Here is a 20,812-nt window from a genome sequence, read left to right as displayed (position 1 = left end):
CTCGCCCCCCACGACGCGCTCCGCACGCCGCGGGCCCCTGCGAGGGAGCCGTTCCAGCACCTCACCTGGTCCAGGGGCCGAAGCGGACGTCGACGCCGGGGGAGAAGAGCACGCTGTCCGGCGCCCCGGTGACCGGGACGCCGGCGGCGGCGGTCAGCTCCTCGTCGAGCTCGACGAGCTCCGCGCGGTGCAGCGGCCACTCCGGGTGCTCGTTGGGCCAGTAGGCGGTGCGGCCCAGGAAACCGCGGTGCAGGCCCCAGCGGCTGGTGAGGAAGCGGTCCAGCGGCGCCGGGTCGGCGATCTGCTCGCCGACCCGGACCGCGACGGTGCTGTGCGCACCGCGGGGCCCGGGCCACCGGCGCCGGGAGGTGTAGCGGGTGACGTCGCCGTCCGTGGTGACCCGCATGCCGGCGAAGACGTAGGGCAGCCGGGCCACCCACCGGGCGGCGAGCACCGGGAGCAGGCGATCGGCCTCCAGCGAGGCGAAGACCACGCCGCGGCGGCCCTGCTCGTCGACGGAGTACAGCCGCACGTTGGTCTCCGCGAAGGAGCCCAGGTAGGGCAGGCCGGGCAGCCCGAAGAAGCCGATCCGGCGCATCCGGAAGGGGATCAGCCCGACGTAGGTCGCGCCGTCGACGGTGTCCGGGCGGGTGCCCGGCGGCAGGTGCGGGGCGACCAGGTCGGGGTCCACCGCCCAGTGCAGGAAGGCGAGGTCGCGCCAGCCCTGGGTGAACAGCGTCGAGGTCAGCGGGCGCGGGGCGGTGGGGGTGACCGGTTCTGGGTGCACGCCCCCAGGGTGCCCACACCCGGCGACTCGACACCGGCCCGGAGCCGTGGTGTGGTCGCTCACATGAGCGAGCTGGCTGCGCCGCGGGTCGAGCGGCAGGACGACGTCGTCACGGTGACCATGTGCCGCCCCACCAAGCGCAACGCGCTGTCCCGGGAGCACCTGACCCAGCTGCTGGCCGCGGTCCGGCAGGTGGGGGCCACCGACGCGTCGGCGCTGGTGCTCGCCGCCGAGGGCCCGGTGTTCAGCGCCGGCCACGACTTCGCCGACGTGGCCGAGAAGCCGCTGGCCGAGGTCCGGTCGCTGCTGGAGCTGTGCACCGAGCTGATGCAGACGCTGCACGAGGTGCCGCAGGTCGTCGTCGCCCGGGTGCACGCGCTGGCCACCGCGGCCGGCGCCCAGCTGGTCGCCTCCTGCGACCTCGCGGTGGCCGCGGAGTCAGCGGGCTTCGCCGCCCCCGGGGGCAAGGGCGGCTGGTTCTGCCACACCCCGATGGTGGCCATCGCGCGCAACGTGGGTCGCAAGCGCGCGATGGAGCTGGCGCTCACCGGCGACGTCATCGACGCGGCGACCGCCCTGGAGTGGGGCCTGGTCAACCGGGTCGTCCCCGACGCCGAGCTCGACGGGGCGGTCGCCGACCTGGTCCACCGGGCGACCCGGGGTTCGCGGGCCAGCAAGGCGTGGGGCAAGCAGGCGATGTACGCCCAGCTGGACCGGCCGGAGGCCGACGCCTACCTGCAGGCGGTGCAGACGATGGCCGCGGCGTCCCAGCTCGACGGCGCCCGCGAGGGCATGGCGGCGTTCCTGGGCAAGCGCCCGGCGGTGTGGACCGACTGACCCGCGGGCTCACCGGAAGTCCCGGGACACCGTCTGCACGGTGATCGCCAGCTTCTCGATCCGGTCGGCGACCAGGTTCACCACCCCGGCGTTCCGCTCGACCCGGCCACGGATCACCAGCGCCCCGGACTCCCGGGCGACCCGGCGGTAGCGGGCCCACACCCCGGCCGACACGATCACGTTCACCAGCCCGGTCTCGTCCTCGAGGTTGAGGAAGGTGGTGCCCCCGGCGGTGGCCGGCCGCTGCCGGTGGGTCACCACGCCGCCGACGTGGACGCGGGTCTCCGACACCGCCGAGCTCAGTGCCGCGGCCGACAGCACCCCGGCGGCGTCCAGGTGCGCCCGCACGTGCTGCACCGGGTGGCTGTCGGGGGAGATGGAGGTCGCCCACAGGTCGGCCATGGTCTGCTCGGCGCCGCTCATGCCCGGCAGCACCGGCGGTGCCTCGTCGCCGGCCGTGCCCGGCAACCGGTCGGGACGCTCGCGGGCGGCCCGGCCGGCCTCCCACAGCGCCTGCCGGCGGGACAGCCCGAGCGGGTCGAACGCCCCGGCGGTGGCCAGGGCCTCCAGCTGCGGCGTGGTCAGCCCGACCCGCCGGGCCAGGTCGGCCATCGAGGCGAACGGCCCGGCGGCGTCCCGCTCGGCGACGATGCGGGTGGCCAGGTCCACCCCGATCGACCGGACACCGGCCAGCCCCAGCCGGACGGCGAACGCGCCGTCCCGGCGGTGGTCGTCGGTGTCGAAGGGCGCCTCGGGGTCGAACTCCCCGGGGTGCGGGTGGACGGCGGACAGGCACGCCGGGTCGCCGGTCGGGTGGGTGGCCCCCGCGTCGAGGGCCTCGAGGTCGGCGTGCACCCCGGACCGGTGGATGTCGGGGGTGTGCACCTGCACGCCGTGCCGCCGGGCGTCGGCGACCAGCGTCTGCGGGGAGTAGAAGCCCATCGGCTGGGCGCGCAGCAGCGCGGCCAGGAACGCCGCCGGGTGGTGCAGCTTGACCCAGCTGGAGACGTAGACCAGCAGCGCGAAGCTGATCGAGTGGCTCTCGGCGAACCCGAAGTTCGCGAACGCCTCGATCTTGGCGTAGATGTCGTCGGCGAGGTCCCCGGTGATGCCGTGGGAGGCCATGCCGGCGAACAGCGTCTCCTTGAGCCGGCCGATCTTCTCCTTGCCGCGCTTGGAGCCCATCGCCCGGCGCAGCAGGTCGGCGTCGTCGCCGCTGCACCCGCCGACGGCCTGGGCGATCTGCATGAGCTGCTCCTGGAACAGCGGGACGCCCAAGGTGCGCTCCAGCACCGGCTCCAGCAGCGGGTGCGGGTAGGTCACCGGTTCCTGGCCCAGCTTGCGGCGGATGTAGGGGTGCACCGCCCCGCCCTGGATGGGGCCCGGGCGGATCAGCGCGATCTCGATGACCAGGTGGTAGAACGACCGCGGCCGCAGCCGGGGCAGGGTGCCCATCTGGGCACGGCTCTCGACCTGGAAGACCCCGATGGAGTCGGCCCGGCAGAGCATGTCGTAGACGCCGGGCTCCTCCTTGGGCACCGTGTCCAGCGTCAGGTACTCACCGGTGTGCCCGGCCACCAGGTCGAAGCAGTACTGCAGGGCGGCCAGCATGCCCAGCCCCAGCAGGTCGAACTTCACCAGCCCCATCGATGCGCAGTCGTCCTTGTCCCACTGCAGCACGGTGCGCTCCTCCTTGCGGGCGTGCTCGATCGGGCAGACCTCGCCCACCGGCCGGTCGGTGAGCACCATGCCGCCGGAGTGGATGCCCAGGTGGCGGGGGAAGCCCAGCAGCTGCCCGGCCAGGTCGACCACGGCCGGCGGGATGTCGTGGTCGGCGGTGGTGGTGGACACCGACCCCCACGACTCGACCTGCTTGGACCAGGCGTCCTGCTGGCCGGTGCTGTAGCCCAGCGCCTTGGCGACGTCGCGGACGGCCAGCTTGGGCCGGTAGGTGATCACGTTGGCGACCTGGGCAGCGTTGCGCCGGCCGTACTTGGCGTAGACGTGCTGGATGACCTCCTCGCGGCGGTCGGAGTCGAAGTCGACGTCGATGTCGGGCTCCTCCTCGCGGGTGGTGGCCAGGAACCGCTCGAAGGGGAGCCCGAACCGCACGGGGTCGACCGCGGTGATGTGCAGCAGGTAGCAGACCAGCGAGTTGGCGGCCGAGCCCCGGCCCTGGCAGAGGATCCGCTTCTCCCGGGCGACGGCGACCAGGTCGTGCACGATGAGGAAGTAGCCCGGGAAGTCCTTCTCGGCGATCACCGCCAGCTCGCGGTCCAGCCGGTCGGCGTACACCCGCTCGGTCTCGGGGGAGCGGGTGCCCGGCGGCCCGAACCGGTCGCCCAGCCCCCGCAGGCAGAGCTCGCGCAGCCAGGACATCGGGGTGTGCCCGGCGGGGATCTCCATCCGCGGCAGCTTCGGCTTGGCGGCCTCCAGCGGGAACGCCAACTCGTCGGCGATCTGCACCGACCGGGCCACCGCCCCGGGGTAGCGGGCGAACCGGGTCGCCATCTCCGCCCCCGACCGCAGGTGCGCGGCCCCGGCGGCGGCCAGCCAGCCGTCCATCTCGGCCAGTGAGCGCCGGGCCCGGACGGCGGCCAGCGCACCGGCCAGCCGCCGTCCGGCTGGGGTCGCCACGTGCACGTTCCCGGTCGCCACCACGGGCAGGCCGGCCCGGGCGGCCAGCCCGGCGACGGCGTCGTTGGCCCAGCTGTCGGTGGGGTGGCCGTGGTCGAACAGCTCGACCACCACCTGGTCCCGGCCGAACAGCGCGACCAGCCGGTCGAGCGCGGCGGCCGCCGCGTCCAGCCCGCCGGTGGCCAGCGCGGTGCGGACGGCGCCCTTGCGGCAGCCGGTGAGCACCAGCCAGTCCCCGGCGCCGGCCGCGGCGAGCTCCTCCAGGTCGTAGACCGGCCGGCCCTTCTCCTCCCCGCGCAGCTGGGCCTCGGTGATCGCCGCGGCCAGCCGGTGGTAGCCCACCGCGCCGCGGGCCAGCAGCAGCAGGTGGTTGCCCACCGGGTCGGCCACGCCCTGCTGCGGGCCGGGCAGCCCGAGGGACAGCTCCGCCCCGACCACGGTGGGCAGGTCGTGGGTCCGGGCCGCGTCGGCGGCCCGGACCACGCCGTAGAAGCCGTCGTGGTCGGTGACGGCCAGGGCGTGCAGGCCCAGCCGGACCGCCTCGGCGACCAGCTCCTCGGGGTGGCTGGCGCCGTCCAGGAAGCTGAAGTTGGTGTGGCAGTGCAGCTCGGCGTAGGGCACGACCGGGCGCTCGGGCTGCGGCAGCAGGAGCTCGGGCGGCGGGGCGTAGGGCTGCCGCTTGCGCGACCAGGCCGGGCTGTCGCCGCCGTCCCCGGCGACCGGTGCGCCGGGCCGGTGCCGGTCCGAGAGCGTGCGCTCCAGCTCCGACCACGGGATCGGGGGGTTCTGCCAGCCCATCAGGGGTGCTCCTGCTCGGTGCCGCGGGGGTCAGTCATAGCGGGCCTCCACCCACCAGCGGGCGTCGTCGTCGACGAGCAGCAACCAGGCACTGCCGTCCACGCCGACCACCTGGAACCGGGCCATCCGGCCGGCGGCGTCGTCCTCCCACCACCGCTCGTCGACCGCCCAGGGGCCGGCCCACGCCTGGATCGGCTGCCAGTCCGCCGGCCAGCCCTCCCGCGGTCGGTCACCGGAGATCCGCAGCCGGGTCGGGGCGGCCGACAGCACGCCGCGCTCGTCGACGGCGACGGGGGCGCCGTCCGGGCCGACCACCAGCGCGCCCACGGGCCGGGGCAGCACCGTGGTCGGCAACGGCGGCGGGAGCTGCCCGGGCCACGGCCGGTCACCGGCGCGGCGGGGGAGCGGTCGGTCGCCCCAGGGCACGAAGGTCAGCCGGTCGACCGGGCCCCGGCCGCCGCCGACGACGGCCGTGCCGACGGCGGCGTGGCCCAGCCGGCCCTGCATCCGGGTCAGCGCCCGGTGCAGCTGCTCGTCGGGCGCCCCGCCCCACAGGCCGTCGGCCTGCTCGCCGTGCGGGACGACGTCCTCGGGCACGAGGTCCACCCGGGCGACCGGGCCGGCCAGACCGCCGCCGCCGATCTGCCAGCGCACCCGGTCCACGACGTCGGCCGCGGTGAAGAACCGGGGGTGCAGCCAAGTGCGGGTGATCAGCCCGCCGCGGTCGTCGCGGGTCTCCACCCGCAGCCCGGTGCAGACCAGCACCTGCGCGGCGAGCGCGGCGACGAAGGCGTCGGCGGTGGACCGCAGGGTGAACGCCACCTGGTCCACCCGGTCCAGCGGCGGGTCGAACTCGACGACCCGGGTCAGCTCCGGGGGTGCCTCGCGGCGCTGCAGCCGCTGCTCGTCGACGCCCCGGGCCAGCCGGTGCGCCCGCACCCCGTCGGCGCCGAACCGGGCAGCCACGACGCTGCCGTCGAGCTCGGCGAAGGCGCCCACGGTGCGCAGCCCGAGCCGGCGCAGCAGGTCCACGGCCGCCGGGTCGCCCAGCAGCGGACCCAGCACCTCGACCGACAGCCCGGCCAGGAACGACGCCGCCGCCCCGGGGTCCACCACCCGGGTGCGCGGTGCGGTCCCGTTCGTCGTCCGGGCGGCCTGCTCGGCGACGAACGGACCGTCGGCCACCCCCGCCCGGGCGCCGGGCACCCCGGCGTCGGCCACGCTGACCAGCACCGCGGCCGCCGCGTCGGACTCCCCGCCCAGGTAGCGGCTGAGCCCGCCGGCCCGGACCGCGCAGGTGCCCGGCCGCACGACCTGCACCCCGGGCGCGACCGACTCCACGGCCTCGAGCACGGGCTCGAAGGCCCGGGCCTCCAGCCGGGGGTCGTGCGGGAAGACCACGAGCTCGGGGCAGCGCGACTGCGCCTCCCGGATCCGCAGGCCCCGGCGCAGCCCGACGGACCGGGCCGCGGCCGAGACCGCGAGCAGCCGCCCCGCCTCCAGCACCGCGGCCGGTCGGTCCGGCGGGGACCCGGCGGCCTGGCGGGCCGCGGTGACCGGCCAGTCCGGGCACCACAGCACCAACGTCCTGCTCACGATGTCTTGCTCACGACGTCCTGCTCACGGGTGTCCTGCTCACCCCGCCGCCGACCGGGTCAGCGTCGCCGCCGGGCGCACCGGCAGGTCGCGGGCCGCCTCGCGGACGGCGAGCACCCGGCCCTCCCGGTCGGGCAGCCACAGCCGGGCCTGCCGCGGCCGGGCCGTGCGGCGGGCGTGCACCGTCACGGTCGCCAACCGGCCGGACAGGTGGCCGTGCCCGGCGCCCAGGCCGTGCCAGTCGCCGTCGGTGAGGCTCAGCTCCGCCTCGCTGCGCGGCCACCGCCCGCACACCACCAGCGCCGTGCCCCGCTGCCGCAGCCGGACGGCCAGCCGCCCCGCCTCGGCGTCGCCCACCGGGCCGGGGGGCCCGACCAGGACGACGGCCAGCGCCCCCACCAACGAGCTCACCACCGCCACCAGCTCGGGACCGGGGTCGGGCACCAGCACCGTGCGGTCCAGGTCGACGCCCATCGCCGCAGCCGCCTCGGCGCCGAACCCGGGCACCCCGACCACGCCGCACCACTCACCGGCCGCGGACGGCCCGGCCAGCAGGGCGGTGGCCAGCGCGACCGACCCGAGCACCGAGTAGGCCGCACCGGTGGACAGCGCCCCGCCGGGCAGCAGCGCGGCCAGGGCGGGGAGGGTCTCCAACGGGCGTCCGGGGGTGGTGATCCCGAACCGGCGGTCGGCCTGGCCGGCCGCCGCCCGGGCGGCGGCCAACCGGTCGGCGCGGGGCGCGCGCAGCAGCGCAGCCGGGGCGGTCGGGTCGTCGGTCACCGGGGAATGGTCGAACACGTGTTCGATCGATGTCAAGCCGGCATGCGGCGGGAACACCCGCGCCGCAGGTCGGTTGAGAACGGGGTGCGCACACCGATGCTGACCCGGCGGAGGGTCGTCGACTTCGGTCGGGTGACCTCCAAGGCTTGACGGCGGCCCGTCCCCGCCGTCCGTCCCCGCCCCGAGAGGTCCTCCCCGTGCTCTCCCGCCTCCGCCGCACCCCCTTCGCGGCCCAGGTCCTCATCGCCCTCGTCGTCGGCGTGGGCCTCGGCCTCGTCGCCCGGGCCATCGGCACCGTCCCCGGCTCGTTCGTCGACGGCGAGCTCGTCCCCGGCACCGACCAGAACTGGCTGACCTCGACGCTGGACACCATCGGCTCGACGTTCGTCGGGCTGCTGCGGGTCATCGTCATCCCGCTGATCGTCACCGCGATCATCGTCAGCATCGCCAACCTCAAGCAGGTCGGGAACGCCGCCCGCCTGGCCGGCCAGACGCTGCTCTGGTTCGCCGTCACCGCGCTGATCGCGGTGTCCATCGGCATCGGCCTGGGCCTGCTCACCCAGCCCGGCCGCAACAGCTCGGTGTCGGAGTCGGCGGCGCAGGCCCCCGCGACGACCGGCGGGTGGTGGGACTTCCTCACCGGCCTGGTGCCCGGCAACATCCTGGGCCTGGAGGGCTCTCCCGACGGGTCGATCTCGTTCAACGTGCTGCAGCTGATCGTCGTCTCGGTCGCCGTGGGCATCGCCGCGCTCAAGGTCGGCGAGGCCGCCGAGCCGTTCCTGTCGGTCACCCGCTCCGCGCTGGCGATCGTGCAGAAGGTGCTGTGGTGGGTCATCCTGCTGTCCCCGCTGGGCACCCTGGGCCTGATCGGCAACGCCGTGGCCAGCTACGGCTGGGAGTCCCTGGGCAGCCTCGGCGTCTTCGTCGGCGCGGTGTACGGCGGCCTGGCGATCGTGCTGCTGGTGGTCTACCCGGTACTGCTCAAGCTGCACGGGCTGTCGGCCCGGCGGTTCTACGCCGGCGCGTGGCCGGCCATCCAGCTGGGCTTCGTGTCGCGCTCCTCGATCGGCACGCTGCCGGTGACCGAGCGGGTGACCGAGGCCAACCTGGGCGTCCCACGGTCCTACGCCTCCTTCGCCGTCCCGCTGGGCGCCACCACCAAGATGGACGGCTGCGCGGCGATCTACCCGGCGCTGGCGGCGATCTTCGTGGCCCAGTTCTTCGGCGTGGACCTCGGCATCACCGACTACCTGCTCATCGCCCTGGTCTCCGTGGTCGGCTCGGCCGCCACCGCCGGCGTGACCGGTGCGGTGGTCATGCTGACCCTCACGCTGTCCACGCTGGGCCTGCCGCTGGCCGGGGTCGGCCTGCTGCTGGCCGTCGACCCGATCCTGGACATGGGCCGGACGGCGACCGACGTCGCCGGCCAGGCGCTCGTCCCGGTGATCGTGGCCGAGCGGGAGGGCATCCTGGACCGCGCCACGTTCGACGCCACCACCACGGTCGACCCGGTCCGCTCGCTGGGCGAGACCGACGTGCAGAAGCAGCCCGCCACGGTCTGACCCGGGGCACGGACGCCGGCGCGGTAGCGTCGGCGTCCGTGCGCTTGGTGATCGCGACGTGCTCCGTCGACTACGTGGGGCGGCTGACCGCCCACCTGCCCACGGCCACCCGGCTATTGCTGGTCAAGGCCGACGGGTCGGTGTCCGTGCACGCCGACGACCGGGCCTACAAGCCGCTGAACTGGATGACCCCGCCCTGCACGCTCAAGGACGAGCTGGTGGACGGCGCGGGCACCTGGACGGTGGTCAACAAGGCCGGCGAGCAGCTGGTCATCACCATCGACCAGGTCTTCCACGACGTCCGGCACGAGCTCGGGGTCGACCCCGGCCTGCAGAAGGACGGCGTGGAGGCCGAGCTGCAGCGCCTGCTCGCCCTGCACGTGGAGACCTTCGGTGCCGGCTGGGCGCTGGTCCGGCGGGAGTACCCGACGGCGATCGGCCCGGTGGACCTGCTCTGCCGGGACGCCGCGGGGACGACGGTGGCCGTGGAGATCAAGCGCCGCGGCGAGATCGACGGCGTCGAGCAGCTGACCCGCTACCTGGAGCTGCTCAACCGGGACCCGCTGCTGGCCCCGGTCCGGGGCGTGTTCGCCGCCCAGGAGATCAAGCCGCAGGCCCGGGTGCTGGCCCGCGACCGCGGCATCGACTGCGTGACCGTCGACTACGCCGTCCTCAAGGGCACCGACGACCCCACCCAGCGGCTGTTCTGAGACCTGCTTCACGCCCTGCGCTGGTTACCGGCCGGTAACCAGCTCTGGCAGACTCGCCTGACCAGGGTGCGACGACGAGGTCGCGCCGGGACGAGGGAGTGGCAGCGTGGCCAGAGAACTCAGCCAGGTCGGGGTCGTCGGACTGGGCACCATGGGCGCCGGCATCACCGAGGTGCTGGCCCGGGCCGGGCTGGACGTGACCGCCGTCGAGGTCTCCGCCGAGGCGTTGGAGCGCGGCCGGGGGCACCTGGAGCAGTCCACCGCCAAGGCCGTCGAGCGCGGCAAGCTCGAGGCGGCCGACCGCGAGGAGATCCTGTCCCGGGTCCGCTGGTCGACGTCGCTGCAGGACCTCGCCCAGGCCGAGCTCGTGGTCGAGGCCATCCCGGAGCGGCTGGAGCTCAAGACCGCCGTCTTCGCCGAGCTCGACCAGATCTGCCCGCCGGACACCATCCTGGCCACCAACACCTCCAGCCTGTCGGTGACCGAGCTCAGCGTCGCCACCGGGCGGCCCAGCAAGGTCATCGGGATGCACTTCTTCAACCCGGCCCCGGTCATGAAGCTGGTCGAGGTGATCAGCACCGTGGTCACCGAACCCGGGGTGATCGACGACGTCGAGGCCCTGGCCGCGCGGCTGGGCAAGACCGACGTGACGGTGGGGGACAAGGCCGGCTTCATCGCCAACGCCCTGCTCTTCGGCTACCTCAACCACGCCGTCTCGATGTACGAGAACAAGTACGCCAGCCGCGAGGACATCGACGCCGCCATGCGGCTGGGCTGCGGCTTGCCGATGGGTCCGCTGGCGCTCATGGACCTGATCGGCATCGACACCGCCTACGAGATCCTCGACACGATGTACAAGCAGTCCCGCGACCGGCTGCATGCCCCCAGCCCGATCATCAAGCAGCTGATGACCGCCGGGCTGCTGGGCCGCAAGACCGGCCGGGGCTTCTACGGCTACGCCGGGCGGGACTCCGCCGAGGTCGTGCCCGATGCGCAGACCCCCACCCCCGGCGGTGCGGCCGAGGGCGCCCGGCCGGTGCAGAAGGTCGGCCTGGTCGGCTCGGGCACGATGGCGACCGGGATGATCGAGGTGTTCGCCAAGGGCGGCTACGACACCACGTTCGTCGCCCGCACCCCCGAGAAGGTCGAGGCCGTGCTGGCCGCGATCGGCAAGAGCCTGGACAAGCAGGTCACCCGCGGCCGGCTCGACGAGGACGGCAAGGCCGCGGTGCTGGCCCGGCTGACCGGCACCACCGACCGCGCCGACCTGGCCGACGTCGACCTCGTGGTCGAGGCGGTCGTGGAGTCGCTGGCGGTCAAGCAGGAGCTGTTCGCCGAGCTGGGCCGGATCTGCAAGCCCGGTGCGGTGCTGGCCACGACCACGTCGTCGCTGCCGGTCATCGAGTGCGCCAAGGCCAGCGGCCGGCCCGGGGACGTCGTCGGGCTGCACTTCTTCAACCCGGCCACGGTCATGAAGCTGGTCGAGGTGGTGTCCACGATCGCCACCGAGGACGAGGTCGCGGCCACCGCGCACGCGGTCTGCGCCCAGCTGGGCAAGCACGCCGTCTCCTGCACCGACCGGGCCGGCTTCATCGTCAACGCCCTGCTGTTCCCCTACCTCAACGACGCGGTGCGGATGCTGCAGGCGCACTACGCCACCGCCGACGACATCGACGCGGCGATGAAGGTCGGCTGCGGCTACCCGATGGGGCCCTTCGAGCTGCTGGACACCGTCGGCCTGGACGTCTCGCTGGCCATCGAGCGGGAGCTCTACACCGAGTTCCGCGAGCCCGGCTTCGCCCCGGCCCCGCTCCTGGAGCACCTGGTCACCGCCGGCTACCTGGGCCGCAAGACCGGCCGGGGGTTCCGGGACCACAGCGCCGCCCGGTAGCCCTCGGTAACCTCGGGCCCGACATGGGCAGGGGACGGCGGCGGCCGCACGCAGGTGCGCGGCCACCGCTGTCCCGCCCGCAGCCGGTGGAGAGCGCCGGTGATGGCGACTGGGTGGTCCGGCAGGTCACCGGGGCCGCGAGCACCCGCAGCTACCGGTGCCCCGGCTGCGACCAGGAGATCCGGCCGGGCACCCCGCACGTCGTCGCCTGGCCGGTCTACGCCCGGGACTCCGACCTCGACCCGTGGGACACCGAGTCCTCGGTCGACCTGCGCCGGCACTGGCACACCGCCTGCTGGCGGGCCCGCGACCGCCGTCGCTGACGCACCGCGTCAGGCCACCAGGCTGGCGTAGACGACGATGTTGTCGACGTAGCTGCGCCGCCAGCGGTCGAACTCCCCGCCGCAGGTGATCAGCCGCAGCTGGGCGTCCACGGTGGGCCCGTAGACCTCGGTCGTGGCGAAGGCGGTCTTGGGGTACTGGGCCACCCGGGTGACCTGGAAGGTCAGCGTGCTGCCGTCGGCGCGGGTGACGAGCACCTGGGCGCCGACCGGGATCTCCTCCAGCCGGAAGAACACCGCCGGCCCGGCCCGGGAGTCCACGTGCCCGGCCAGCACCGCCGGCCCGACCTCTCCCGGTGCCACGCCGTCGGCGAACCACCCCGCCTGGGCGAAGTCGGCCGGCGGGACGAGGGCCCCGGTGGCGTCCACGCCGATGCCGACCAGGCTGCTCTCCAGCCCCACGGCCGGGACGGACACCGCGACCGGGTCCGGTGCCGCCGTCACGCTGCCCGGCGCCTCCCGGATGACCGGCGCCGGCGGGAACCCGGCCACCGCCGCGGCGGGGGTCGGACCACGGGCGGCGAACGGGTCGAGCACGGCGAACGCACCCGCGGCCACCGCGACCACGACCAGCCCCCACCGCAGTGCGGTCAGCCAGGGACGGCGGCGGCGGTGCCGGCGTCGACGACCGGGCACGACGGGAGGGGGCGGGCCGGGGAGGTCAGTGCGCGGCGTGCCGCGCCGCGGCACCGCGCCGGGGGAGCCGGCGGCCTGCGGCGAGACCCGACCCCACCAGCGCGACGAGCGCGACGCCGCCCAGGGCCAGCGGGACGGTGGACCCGGCGGAGCCGCCGGCCCCGGCCTCGACGCCACCGGTCGGCACCACGCCGGGGCTGGCCGCGTCGAGGACCGTCTGCACCTGGACGCCGGCGTCGCCGTCGAGCAGCAGCACCGTGTAGGAGGAGCCGCTGGCCAGGTCGACCGGGATGTCGGTCGGCGTGCCCGAGGAGCCGGCCACCTGCAGGGTCGTGGCGCCGCCGGGCAGCGAGACGTAGTCGGTGAGCTCGGGGAAGGCCAGGTCGGCCGACAGCGACTCACCACCGACCAGCCCGACCGAGGCCGGGGTCAGCGTCTGGGAGGCGTTGACCACCCGGGCCCGGGCCTGGCCCTGGGCGGGCGGGGTGAGGTCGTCGTCCAGGACCTCCAGGCCCAGCTGGGCGAAGGGCCCCACGCCGGCGACGGTGAACGCGGCGCCCGCGTCGACGGTCACGGTCGTGGACAGCACGGGGGCCGACGTCACCGGCGCACCGGCCGACCGCATGGAGACCGTGTAGGTGCCGGCGGGCACGGACTGGTAGCCCGAGACCGTGCCGTAGCCGACCCCGCTGAGCACGATGCCGGTGTCGGGGGAGGACACGGAGTCGACGTAGACGTCGACCGACGGGGTGTCCGGGCTCAGGTGGGCCAGCCGCAGCATCCCGGTGTCGGCGGCGCCCGCGGAGGGGGCGGCACCGAGCAGGGAGGCGAGCCCGGCCAGCAGGAGGACGGCGAGGCCGCGTCGGACGGTCATGGGTTCCTCCTGGGTGACGACAGCACTACGCAGGTGAACGTACCGGTCCGACCCGCACTCTGTGCTACCGGACGGACCGGTTCAGCTACCGGATCCGGTCAGCAGGCCGTCGGGGTCGGACGCGTAGTCGTAGCCGACCCGGATCCCGTCGTCGGTGACCTCGACCAGGTCCGGCGCGAAGGGCGGCAACTGGGCGGCCAGCCAGCCGCGCACCTGCTCGCGGAGGGCGGCGTCGTCGACCACGCGGGTGCCGCCGACCGAGTCCACCACCGCGTACCGCACGGAGGTGCCCAGCTCGCCCGGCACCGCCGGCAGTGCGGAGATGCCCACCCCGTACTGCGCGGCGATCCCGGCCAGCAGGGTCAGCAGCCGGGGGTCGACGTCGCCGGAGAGCAGGGCGCCGGTGGCCTGGCCGGCGTCGGCGGTGGTGGGGTTGGTCAGCAGGGCGCCGGACAGCTGCCGCCGCAGGGCCCGCTGGTCGGCGTCGGGGGTGCGGCGGTCGGGGTCGAGGACCACCAGGCCGGTCTCGGCGTCCCCGAACCGGGCGACGACGACGTCGTCGGGCACCGGACCCGGGGCGCCGCGCACCACCTGCAGCCCGCCCTCGCCCATCGGGATCCCGTCCTTGCGGAGGTCCTGGGCCAGCAGGCCGTCCGCGGCGACCGCGGTGCCCGCCGGCAGCTGCTGGGCCAGCCAGTCGACGAGGGCCTGCCGGTCCCGGGCCCCGAAGTCGTCCACCGGGGCGGTCCGCAGCGTCACCGCCGCGAGCACGAGCCCGGCGACGAGGGCGACCGTCGTGGCCACGGCCAGGACCGGTCGCAGCGGCCGCAGCGCCGGGGCCCGGACCAGCTCCTGGGCGAGCGCGCCGACCAGCAGGGCGCCGACCGGCAGGCAGACCACCAGGGCGGAGAACCGGCCCGGGGGCGCGATCGCGGCCAGCGTGGTGACCGCCAGCGCGCCGGCCGGCGGGCGCCAGCGGGGGAGCAGCCAGGCGGCCAGGGCCCCGGCGGTCAGCAGGCCGGCGGTGAGCAGCACCGAGCGGGTCTCACCGGCCGCCCACGGGGCGAGGACGTCGGGCTGCGGGTCCCACCGGGGGAGCAGCAGGACCAGCCCGACGAACACCGGGGCCAGGAGCCCGGCGAGCACCGTGCGCAGCCGGGGCGACCAGCGCCGTCCGATCCGGCCCGTGGCCAGCGCGCCGGCGGCGCCGGCGAGCACCAGCAGCAGGACGTCGGGGGCCAGCAGCACCGCCGGCACGAGGGCCAGGCAGCCCAGGGCGCGGACCGGGCGCCGCCGGCGCCCCACGGCCAGCCAGGCGGCCACGAGCATCCAGGGCACCGCCCAGGCCGCCGGGGCGCTGACGGCGTGCACCATGACCAGCCCGGGGACGGCGCCGAACACCAGGACGGCGACGCAGGCGCCGGCGTCGCCGAGCCGGGCCCGCCGGGCCAGCCGCCAGAGCAGCAGGCAGGAGACCACGACGGCGGCCCAGAGCAGTTCTCGGCCGGCCGCGGCCAGCCCGAGGTCACGCTCGAAGGAGCGGGTGACCCAGGCCCAGGCCGCGGTGTGCGCGATGGCCAGTCCGTCCGGGGTCAGCAGGTCCGGCGCCGGACCGCCGTGCAGCCAGTCCCAGGCCGGCGCGGTGAGCGCTCCGTCGTCGGCCAGCGGCGAGCTGCGCAGCGCCCGGGCGGACACCACCCCGGCGACCACGACCGCGGCCAGCGGGGCCAGCAGGGACCAGCGTCCCCGCGGCCGCCGGCCCGAGCGGTGCCGGGCGGTGCCGGTCTCGGCGCTGCCGGCTGCCGCCGAGCTGGTCCCGACGCTGCTGGCCTCGACGGAGGTGGCCACGGCATCCCCCTCCGGTGGCGGCGGGACGACACGCGGTCGCCGTCCTCGTGGTGATGACCTTGACACGCAGGGTCACCGCCGGCCACCCCCGGGTAGTGGGGCGCGGGCTCAGCTGCGGTCGGCGTCCCCCCGCTGGGCGGGCTGGCTGCCGGTGGGCACGGAGCGGACCGCGGGCTGGACGGCGGTCGCCGGGCCGCCCGCCGACGGGGCGGGCGAGGGACGCTGCACCGACGGCTGCGCGGGAGCCGCGGTGCCGGCGGGGACCGGGGTGGCCTGCGTGGGCGGCTGGGTGCGCTGGGCCGGTGCCGCGGCAGCAGGCTTCGCGGCCTGGGCGGGCGGGGTCCCCTGCGCGGGCTTCGCCGTGGCGGTGGGGCCGGCCTGCGCCGTCCCCGAGGCCGTCGACCCGGTCGTGGGCGGGGTCTTCGCGGGGGCCGGACCGTCGCCGGAACCCGGGGTGGCGTCGCCGAGCTCGGGCAGGCGGCCCAGCAGGCTGCGCACCTGGTGCAGCCGGGAGGCCAGCTCGTCCCGGAGCCGGCGGATCGCCGCGGCCTCCTCCTCGGCGGCCGCGACCGTGGCGGCGGCCTTCTGCGCGGCCTCGGCCGTCCGCTGCTGGGCGGCCTGGACCGAGGCCTTCTCCCGCTCGTCCTCCAGGCGCGCGGCCTCACTGCGCCGGGCGCGCTGGGCGATCTCGAAGTCTTCCTCGATCTTGGTCCGCCGGGCCTGAGAGTCGGTGTCGAGCTGGGCCACCCGCTCCTGCGCCTTGGTGACCAGCTCGTCGGCGCGGGCCTGGGCCTTGGTGGAGATCTGCTCGGCCTCGTGCCTGGCCTCGGCGACCACGCGCTCGGCCTCGGCGCCGGCCTGGGCCTGCCGCTGCACCGAGGCGTTCTCCTCCGCGGTGATCCGCTCGCGGATCGCGTCGGCCTCCTCGGCGGCCCTGCGGCGGACCTCGGCGGCCTCCTCCTCGGCCAGCCGCAGCATGTGCGAGATGCGCTCGCCCATGTTCTCGAACGTCGGCGCCCCGGCCGAGGCGGCCTTGCGGCGCAGGCCCTCGATCTCCTGGTGCAGCGCGGACAGCTGGGCGGCGAGCTCCGAGGACCGGGCCGCGGCGGCGTCCCGGTCGGCCATGGTGACCCGCAGATCTGCGTCCAGCCGCTCGATGGCCTCGGCCACCTGGTCGCGGTGGTACCCCTTGCGGACCACCTCGAAGGAGTACGTGGCCTCGCGGAGCGGGAGCAGTTCGGCGTGGGGGTCGCTCATGGGGCCATCCTTCCAGAACGCCGGGGTCGGCCGGGATGTGACGGGCCGGTCCGCAGCGTTCTCACAGCCGCGGACCGGCCCGGTCGCTCAGAGTCCGCGGAAGCGGTTGATCGCGTCCAGGTGCTGCTCGCGCTTGGCGGTGTCCCGGACGCCGAGGCCCTCGGTGGGGGCGAGGGTGAGCACGCCGACCTTGCCCTGGTGGGTGTTGGTCTGGACGTCGCGGGCGGCCTGCCCGACGTCCTCCATCCCGTAGACCTTCGACAGGGTCGGGTGGATCAGGCCCTTGTCGATGAGCCGGTTGGCCTCGTAGGCCTCCTTGTAGTTCGCGAAGTGCGAACCGATGATCCGCTTGAGGTTCATCCAGAGGTACCGGTTGTCGAACTGGTGCAGGTAGCCGCTGGTGGAGGCGCAGGTGACGATCGTGCCGCCCTTCTTGGCGACGTAGACGCTGGCACCGAAGGTCTCCCGGCCGGGGTGCTCGAAGACGATGTCGATGTCGTCGCCGCCGGTCAGCTCGCGGATCTTCTTGCCCAACCGCTGCCACTCCTTGGGGTCCTGCTCGTGCTCGTCCTTCCAGAACCTGTAGCCCTCGGCGGAGCGGTCGATGACCAGCTCGGCGCCCATCCTCTTCACGATCTCGGCCTTCTCCGGGCTGGAGACAACGCAGACCGGGATGGCGCCGCCGTTGAGCGCCATCTGGGTGGCGTAGGAGCCCAGCCCGCCCGAGGCGCCCCAGATCAGGACGGTGTCGCCCTGCTTCATGTTCGCCCCGTTGTGGCTGACCAGCTGCCGGTAGGCGGTGGCGTTGACCAGCCCGGGGGCAGCGGCTTCCTCCCAGGTGAGGTGGGCGGGCTTGGGCAGCAGCTGGTTGCTCTTGACCAGGGCCAGCTCGGCCAGGCCGCCGAAGTTGGTCTCGAAGCCCCAGATGCGCTGCTGCGGGTCCATCATCGTGTCGTCGTGGCCGGCCGGGTCCTCCAGCTCGACGGACAGGCAGTGCGCGACGACCTCGTCCCCGGCCTTCCACCGGTTGACCCCGGGACCCACGGCCAGCACGACGCCGGCCAGGTCCGAGCCCACCACGTGGTAGGGCAGGTCGTGCCGCTTGGTGAGGTCGGACAGCCGGCCGTAGCGCTCCAGGAACCCGAAGGTGCTCACCGGCTCGAAGATCGACGTCCAGACGGTGTTGTAGTTCACCGAGGACGCCATCACCGCCACGATCGCCTCGCCCGGGCCCAGCTCGGGGGTGGCCACCTCCTCGACGTGCAGGGACTTGCGCGGGTCCTTGTCCTTGGAGTCGACCCCCTCGAACATGTCCTGCTCGTCCTTGCGCACCAGCACCGCGCGGTAGGACCCGGGCACGCCCAGCCCCCCGATGTCGGCGAGGTCGTCGTTGAGGATCGCGTCCCTGATCTCGTTCACGCTGTGCTCTCGGGTCGTCGTTGGCTCGGAGTGGTGCGGCGAGGGATGTTACTGGCGGGTAGCCCCGTTGTCAGTGGTCTGTGGCCGGTTCCACGATCTCCACGAGCACCCCGCCGGCGTCCTTGGGGTGCACGAAGTTGACCCGGCTGCCGGCGGTGCCGCGGCGGGGCTCGTCGTAGAGCAGCCGCAGGCCGCGCTCGCGCAGGGTCGCGCTGACCGCCTCGACGTCGGTCACCCGGAAGGCCAGCTGCTGCAGACCCGGCCCGGAGCGGCCGATGAACTTGGCGATCGTGGACTCGGGGGTCAGCGGCGCGAGCAGCTGGATGCGGGTCTCCCCGTCGCCCACGGCCAGCATGGCCTCGCGGACGCCCTGCTCCTCGTTGGTCTCCTCGTGCACCGAGGTGATGCCGAAGGCTCGGTCGTAGAAGGCGATCGCCTCGTCCAGGTCCGGGACGGCGATCCCGACGTGGTCGATGGTGGTGAACAGCTCGGTGGGCAGTGCGGCTCCGTCGACGCTCATGCGGGCATGTTGCCGTGACCGGCGGTACCGCGCACCTGCCCGGCCGGCGTGACCCTGCACACAGGGCGGCGGCACCGGCTCCACGGGCGCCCTACGCTCGGGAGTCGGACGAGGCCGCCGACGAGGGTGGCCGTACCGAGTGGAGGACGGCATGACCCAGCCCGCAGCGAAGAACCGCTCCGTGATCGTCGGCGGCGCCCGCACCCCGATGGGCCGGCTGCTCGGCTCGCTCAAGGACTTCTCCGCCGCCGACCTCGGGGGCGTGGCCATCAAGGGCGCCCTGGACAAGGCCGGCATCAGCGGCGACCAGGTCGAGTACGTGATCATGGGCCAGGTCATCCAGGCCGGCGCCGGCCAGAACCCGGCCCGCCCGGCCGCGGTCGCCGGCGGCATCCCGATGTCGGTGCCCTCGTTCACGCTGAACAAGGTCTGCCTGTCCGGCCTGGACGCCATCGCCCTGGCCGACCAGCTCATCCGCGCCGGTGAGTTCGAGGTCGTCGTCGCCGGCGGCATGGAGTCGATGACCCAGGCGCCGCACCTGCTGCCGACCAGCCGCACCGGCGTGAAGTTCGGGGACACCAAGCTGGTGGACTCGATGAACCACGACGGGCTGACCGACACCTTCGACCAGGTCGCGATGGGGCTGCTGACCGAGCAGGCCAACAGCCGCTACGAGCTCACCCGCGAGGAGCAGGACGCCTTCGCCGCGGCCAGCCACCAGCGGGCGGCGGCCGCGCACAAGAACGGCCTGTTCGACGACGAGATCGTCACGGTGTCCATCCCGCAGCGCAAGGGCGACCCGATCGAGTTCCGCGAGGACGAGGGGATCCGGGCCGACACCACCACCGAGACCCTCGGCAAGCTGAAGCCGGCCTTCTCGAAGGACGGCACCATCACCGCCGGGACGGCCTCGCAGATCTCCGACGGCGCCGCCGCCGTCGTGGTGATGAGCGCCGCGAAGGCCGCCGAGCTGGGCCTGACCGTGCTGGCCGAGATCGGCGCGCACGGCGTCGTGGCCGGGCCGGACGCCACGCTCCAGCAGCAGCCCTCGGCCGCCATCGCCAAGGCCTGCGCCCGTGAGGGCATCAGCCCGACCGACCTGGAACTGGTCGAGATCAACGAGGCGTTCGCCGCGGTCGGCATCGTGTCCACCCGCGAGCTCGGCCTGGACCCGGAGAAGGTCAACGTCAACGGCGGCGCGATCGCGCTGGGCCACCCGGTCGGCATGAGCGGCGCCCGGATCGCGCTGCACCTGGCGCTGGAGCTCAAGCGCCGGGGTGGCGGCGTCGGTGCCGCCGCGCTGTGCGGCGGCGGTGGCCAGGGCGACGCGCTGGTCCTGCACGTCCCCGCCGCCTGACGGTGGGACGCCGTTCCCCGGACGTCGGCGCACTGGTCGCCGGCGCCCGGGACGGCGACCCGCGCGCGGTCGCCCGGCTGATCTCGCTGGTCGAGCAGGAGAGCCCGGCGCTGCGCGAGGTCGCGGCCACGCTGGCCCCGCACACCGGCCGGGCCCAGGTGCTCGGCATCACCGGGTCGCCCGGGGTCGGCAAGTCCACGACCACGACCGCGCTGGTCAGCGGCCTGCGGGCCAGAGACCTGCGGGTCGGCGTGCTCGCGGTGGACCCGTCGTCCCCGTTCTCCGGGGGTGCCCTGCTCGGCGACCGGGTGCGGATGGGCGCCCACGCCGACGACCCAGGGGTCTACATCCGCTCGATGGCCTCCCGCGGTCACCTGGGCGGGCTGTCCTGGGCGACGCCGCAGGCGCTGCGGGTGCTCGACGGCGCCGGCTGCGACGTCGTGGTGGTGGAGACGGTCGGGGTGGGCCAGTCCGAGCTGGAGGTGGCCTCCCTGGCCGACACCACACTGGTGCTGGTCGCCCCCGGCATGGGCGACGGCATCCAGGCGGCCAAGGCCGGCATCCTCGAGGTGGCCGACGTGTTCGTGGTCAACAAGGCCGACCGGGACGGCGCCGACCGGACCGTCCGCGAGCTGACGGCGATGCTCAGCATGGCCGTGGACCCCGGCTGGCAGCCGCCGGTGGTGCGCACCGTCGCCTCCCGCGGCGAGGGCGTGGACGACGTGCTGGCCCGGGTGCAGGAGCACCGGGAGTGGCTGGCCGCCTCGGGCGAGGGGGACCGGCGCCGCCGGGTCCGCGCGGCGCGGGAGATCGAGGCCATCGCGGTCGGCGAGCTGCGCCGCCGGATGGGCGACGTGGGCGGTGCGGCCGCGATCGACGCGCTGGCCGACCGGGTGGTGGCGGGGGAGTGCGACCCGTGGACGGCGGCCGACGAGCTCGTCGGGCGGCTGTGACCCCCATCG

Annotated in this window: 17 protein-coding genes; 7 read left to right on the top strand and 10 right to left on the bottom strand. The window is 75.0% G+C overall.

Annotation, left to right across the window (positions count from 1 at the left end):
* Positions 1 to 61: 61 nt before the first annotated feature.
* The gene (locus UXQ13_RS06375) at positions 62 to 787 is read right to left on the bottom strand and encodes a YqjF family protein (protein WP_225234826.1); all 726 of its coding nucleotides are present in this window, start codon (positions 785 to 787) and stop codon (positions 62 to 64) included.
* 63 nt (positions 788 to 850) lie between these two features.
* Between UXQ13_RS06375 and UXQ13_RS06370 the strand changes: the two genes are divergently transcribed.
* Positions 851 to 1,624 (top strand): enoyl-CoA hydratase-related protein, encoded by a 774-nt coding sequence (locus tag UXQ13_RS06370; protein WP_225234827.1) that lies wholly within the window; start codon positions 851 to 853, stop codon positions 1,622 to 1,624.
* Positions 1,625 to 1,633: 9 nt separating this feature from the next.
* Here UXQ13_RS06370 and UXQ13_RS06365 read toward each other — a convergent pair whose 3' ends face one another.
* From UXQ13_RS06365 to UXQ13_RS06355, 3 genes are read right to left on the bottom strand one after another with little or no spacing between them, the layout of a single operon-like run.
* Positions 1,634 to 5,059 carry an error-prone DNA polymerase gene (locus tag UXQ13_RS06365; protein ID WP_225234828.1) on the bottom strand — a complete coding sequence of 1,142 codons (3,426 nt, stop codon included), beginning with the start codon at positions 5,057 to 5,059 and terminating at the stop codon, positions 1,634 to 1,636.
* A 30-nt stretch (positions 5,060 to 5,089) separates the two neighbouring features.
* The gene (locus tag UXQ13_RS06360) at positions 5,090 to 6,655 is read right to left on the bottom strand and encodes a DNA polymerase Y family protein (protein ID WP_336391964.1); all 1,566 of its coding nucleotides are present in this window, start codon (positions 6,653 to 6,655) and stop codon (positions 5,090 to 5,092) included.
* 39 nt (positions 6,656 to 6,694) lie between these two features.
* On the bottom strand, positions 6,695 to 7,435 hold the full coding sequence (locus tag UXQ13_RS06355; protein WP_225234830.1) for a hypothetical protein: 741 nt from the start codon (positions 7,433 to 7,435) through the stop codon (positions 6,695 to 6,697).
* A 197-nt stretch (positions 7,436 to 7,632) separates the two neighbouring features.
* On the opposite strand from UXQ13_RS06355, the gene UXQ13_RS06350 reads away from it, so the two are divergent.
* From UXQ13_RS06350 to UXQ13_RS06335, 4 genes are all read left to right on the top strand, one after another.
* Positions 7,633 to 8,997 (top strand): dicarboxylate/amino acid:cation symporter, encoded by a 1,365-nt coding sequence (locus UXQ13_RS06350; RefSeq protein WP_225234831.1) that lies wholly within the window; start codon positions 7,633 to 7,635, stop codon positions 8,995 to 8,997.
* A 38-nt stretch (positions 8,998 to 9,035) separates the two neighbouring features.
* Positions 9,036 to 9,707, top strand: a complete 672-nt coding sequence (gene nucS, locus UXQ13_RS06345; protein WP_225234832.1) for an endonuclease NucS — start codon at positions 9,036 to 9,038, stop codon at positions 9,705 to 9,707.
* A gap of 106 nt (positions 9,708 to 9,813) precedes the next feature.
* Positions 9,814 to 11,598 (top strand): 3-hydroxyacyl-CoA dehydrogenase family protein, encoded by a 1,785-nt coding sequence (locus UXQ13_RS06340; protein WP_225234833.1) that lies wholly within the window; start codon positions 9,814 to 9,816, stop codon positions 11,596 to 11,598.
* 23 nt (positions 11,599 to 11,621) lie between these two features.
* Complete coding sequence (locus UXQ13_RS06335) at positions 11,622 to 11,921, top strand: hypothetical protein (RefSeq protein WP_225234834.1); 300 nt, start codon at positions 11,622 to 11,624, stop codon at positions 11,919 to 11,921.
* A 9-nt stretch (positions 11,922 to 11,930) separates the two neighbouring features.
* On the opposite strand, the gene UXQ13_RS06330 is transcribed toward UXQ13_RS06335, so the two are convergent.
* From UXQ13_RS06330 to mce, 6 genes are all read right to left on the bottom strand, one after another.
* Positions 11,931 to 12,575, bottom strand: coding sequence for a class F sortase (locus tag UXQ13_RS06330; protein WP_336391963.1), 645 nt, complete (start codon positions 12,573 to 12,575; stop codon positions 11,931 to 11,933).
* Between the two features lie 25 nt (positions 12,576 to 12,600).
* Positions 12,601 to 13,449: a DUF4397 domain-containing protein gene (locus tag UXQ13_RS06325; RefSeq protein WP_225234836.1), complete on the bottom strand. Its 849-nt coding sequence runs from the start codon at positions 13,447 to 13,449 to the stop codon at positions 12,601 to 12,603.
* 81 nt (positions 13,450 to 13,530) lie between these two features.
* Positions 13,531 to 15,297: a hypothetical protein gene (locus UXQ13_RS06320; protein WP_225234837.1), complete on the bottom strand. Its 1,767-nt coding sequence runs from the start codon at positions 15,295 to 15,297 to the stop codon at positions 13,531 to 13,533.
* A gap of 108 nt (positions 15,298 to 15,405) precedes the next feature.
* Positions 15,406 to 16,554 carry a coiled-coil domain-containing protein gene (locus UXQ13_RS06315; protein WP_225234838.1) on the bottom strand — a complete coding sequence of 383 codons (1,149 nt, stop codon included), beginning with the start codon at positions 16,552 to 16,554 and terminating at the stop codon, positions 15,406 to 15,408.
* 87 nt (positions 16,555 to 16,641) lie between these two features.
* Positions 16,642 to 17,973: a crotonyl-CoA carboxylase/reductase gene (gene ccrA / locus UXQ13_RS06310; protein WP_225234839.1), complete on the bottom strand. Its 1,332-nt coding sequence runs from the start codon at positions 17,971 to 17,973 to the stop codon at positions 16,642 to 16,644.
* Positions 17,974 to 18,043: 70 nt separating this feature from the next.
* Positions 18,044 to 18,493 carry a methylmalonyl-CoA epimerase gene (gene mce, locus UXQ13_RS06305; protein ID WP_225234840.1) on the bottom strand — a complete coding sequence of 150 codons (450 nt, stop codon included), beginning with the start codon at positions 18,491 to 18,493 and terminating at the stop codon, positions 18,044 to 18,046.
* Positions 18,494 to 18,644: 151 nt separating this feature from the next.
* Between mce and UXQ13_RS06300 the strand changes: the two genes are divergently transcribed.
* Both UXQ13_RS06300 and meaB read left to right on the top strand, forming a co-directional pair.
* Positions 18,645 to 19,850: an acetyl-CoA C-acetyltransferase gene (locus UXQ13_RS06300; RefSeq protein WP_225234841.1), complete on the top strand. Its 1,206-nt coding sequence runs from the start codon at positions 18,645 to 18,647 to the stop codon at positions 19,848 to 19,850.
* A 2-nt stretch (positions 19,851 to 19,852) separates the two neighbouring features.
* On the top strand, positions 19,853 to 20,803 hold the full coding sequence (meaB, locus tag UXQ13_RS06295; protein WP_225234842.1) for a methylmalonyl Co-A mutase-associated GTPase MeaB: 951 nt from the start codon (positions 19,853 to 19,855) through the stop codon (positions 20,801 to 20,803).
* Positions 20,804 to 20,812 lie beyond the last annotated feature (9 nt).

Origin of the sequence: Klenkia terrae (assembly GCF_037083865.1) — a bacterium.
GTDB classification, from domain to species: Bacteria; Actinomycetota; Actinomycetes; order Mycobacteriales; family Geodermatophilaceae; genus Klenkia; species Klenkia terrae.
Note: the sequence above shows the minus strand (reverse complement) of the source record. Positions and strands in the feature narration are given on the sequence as shown.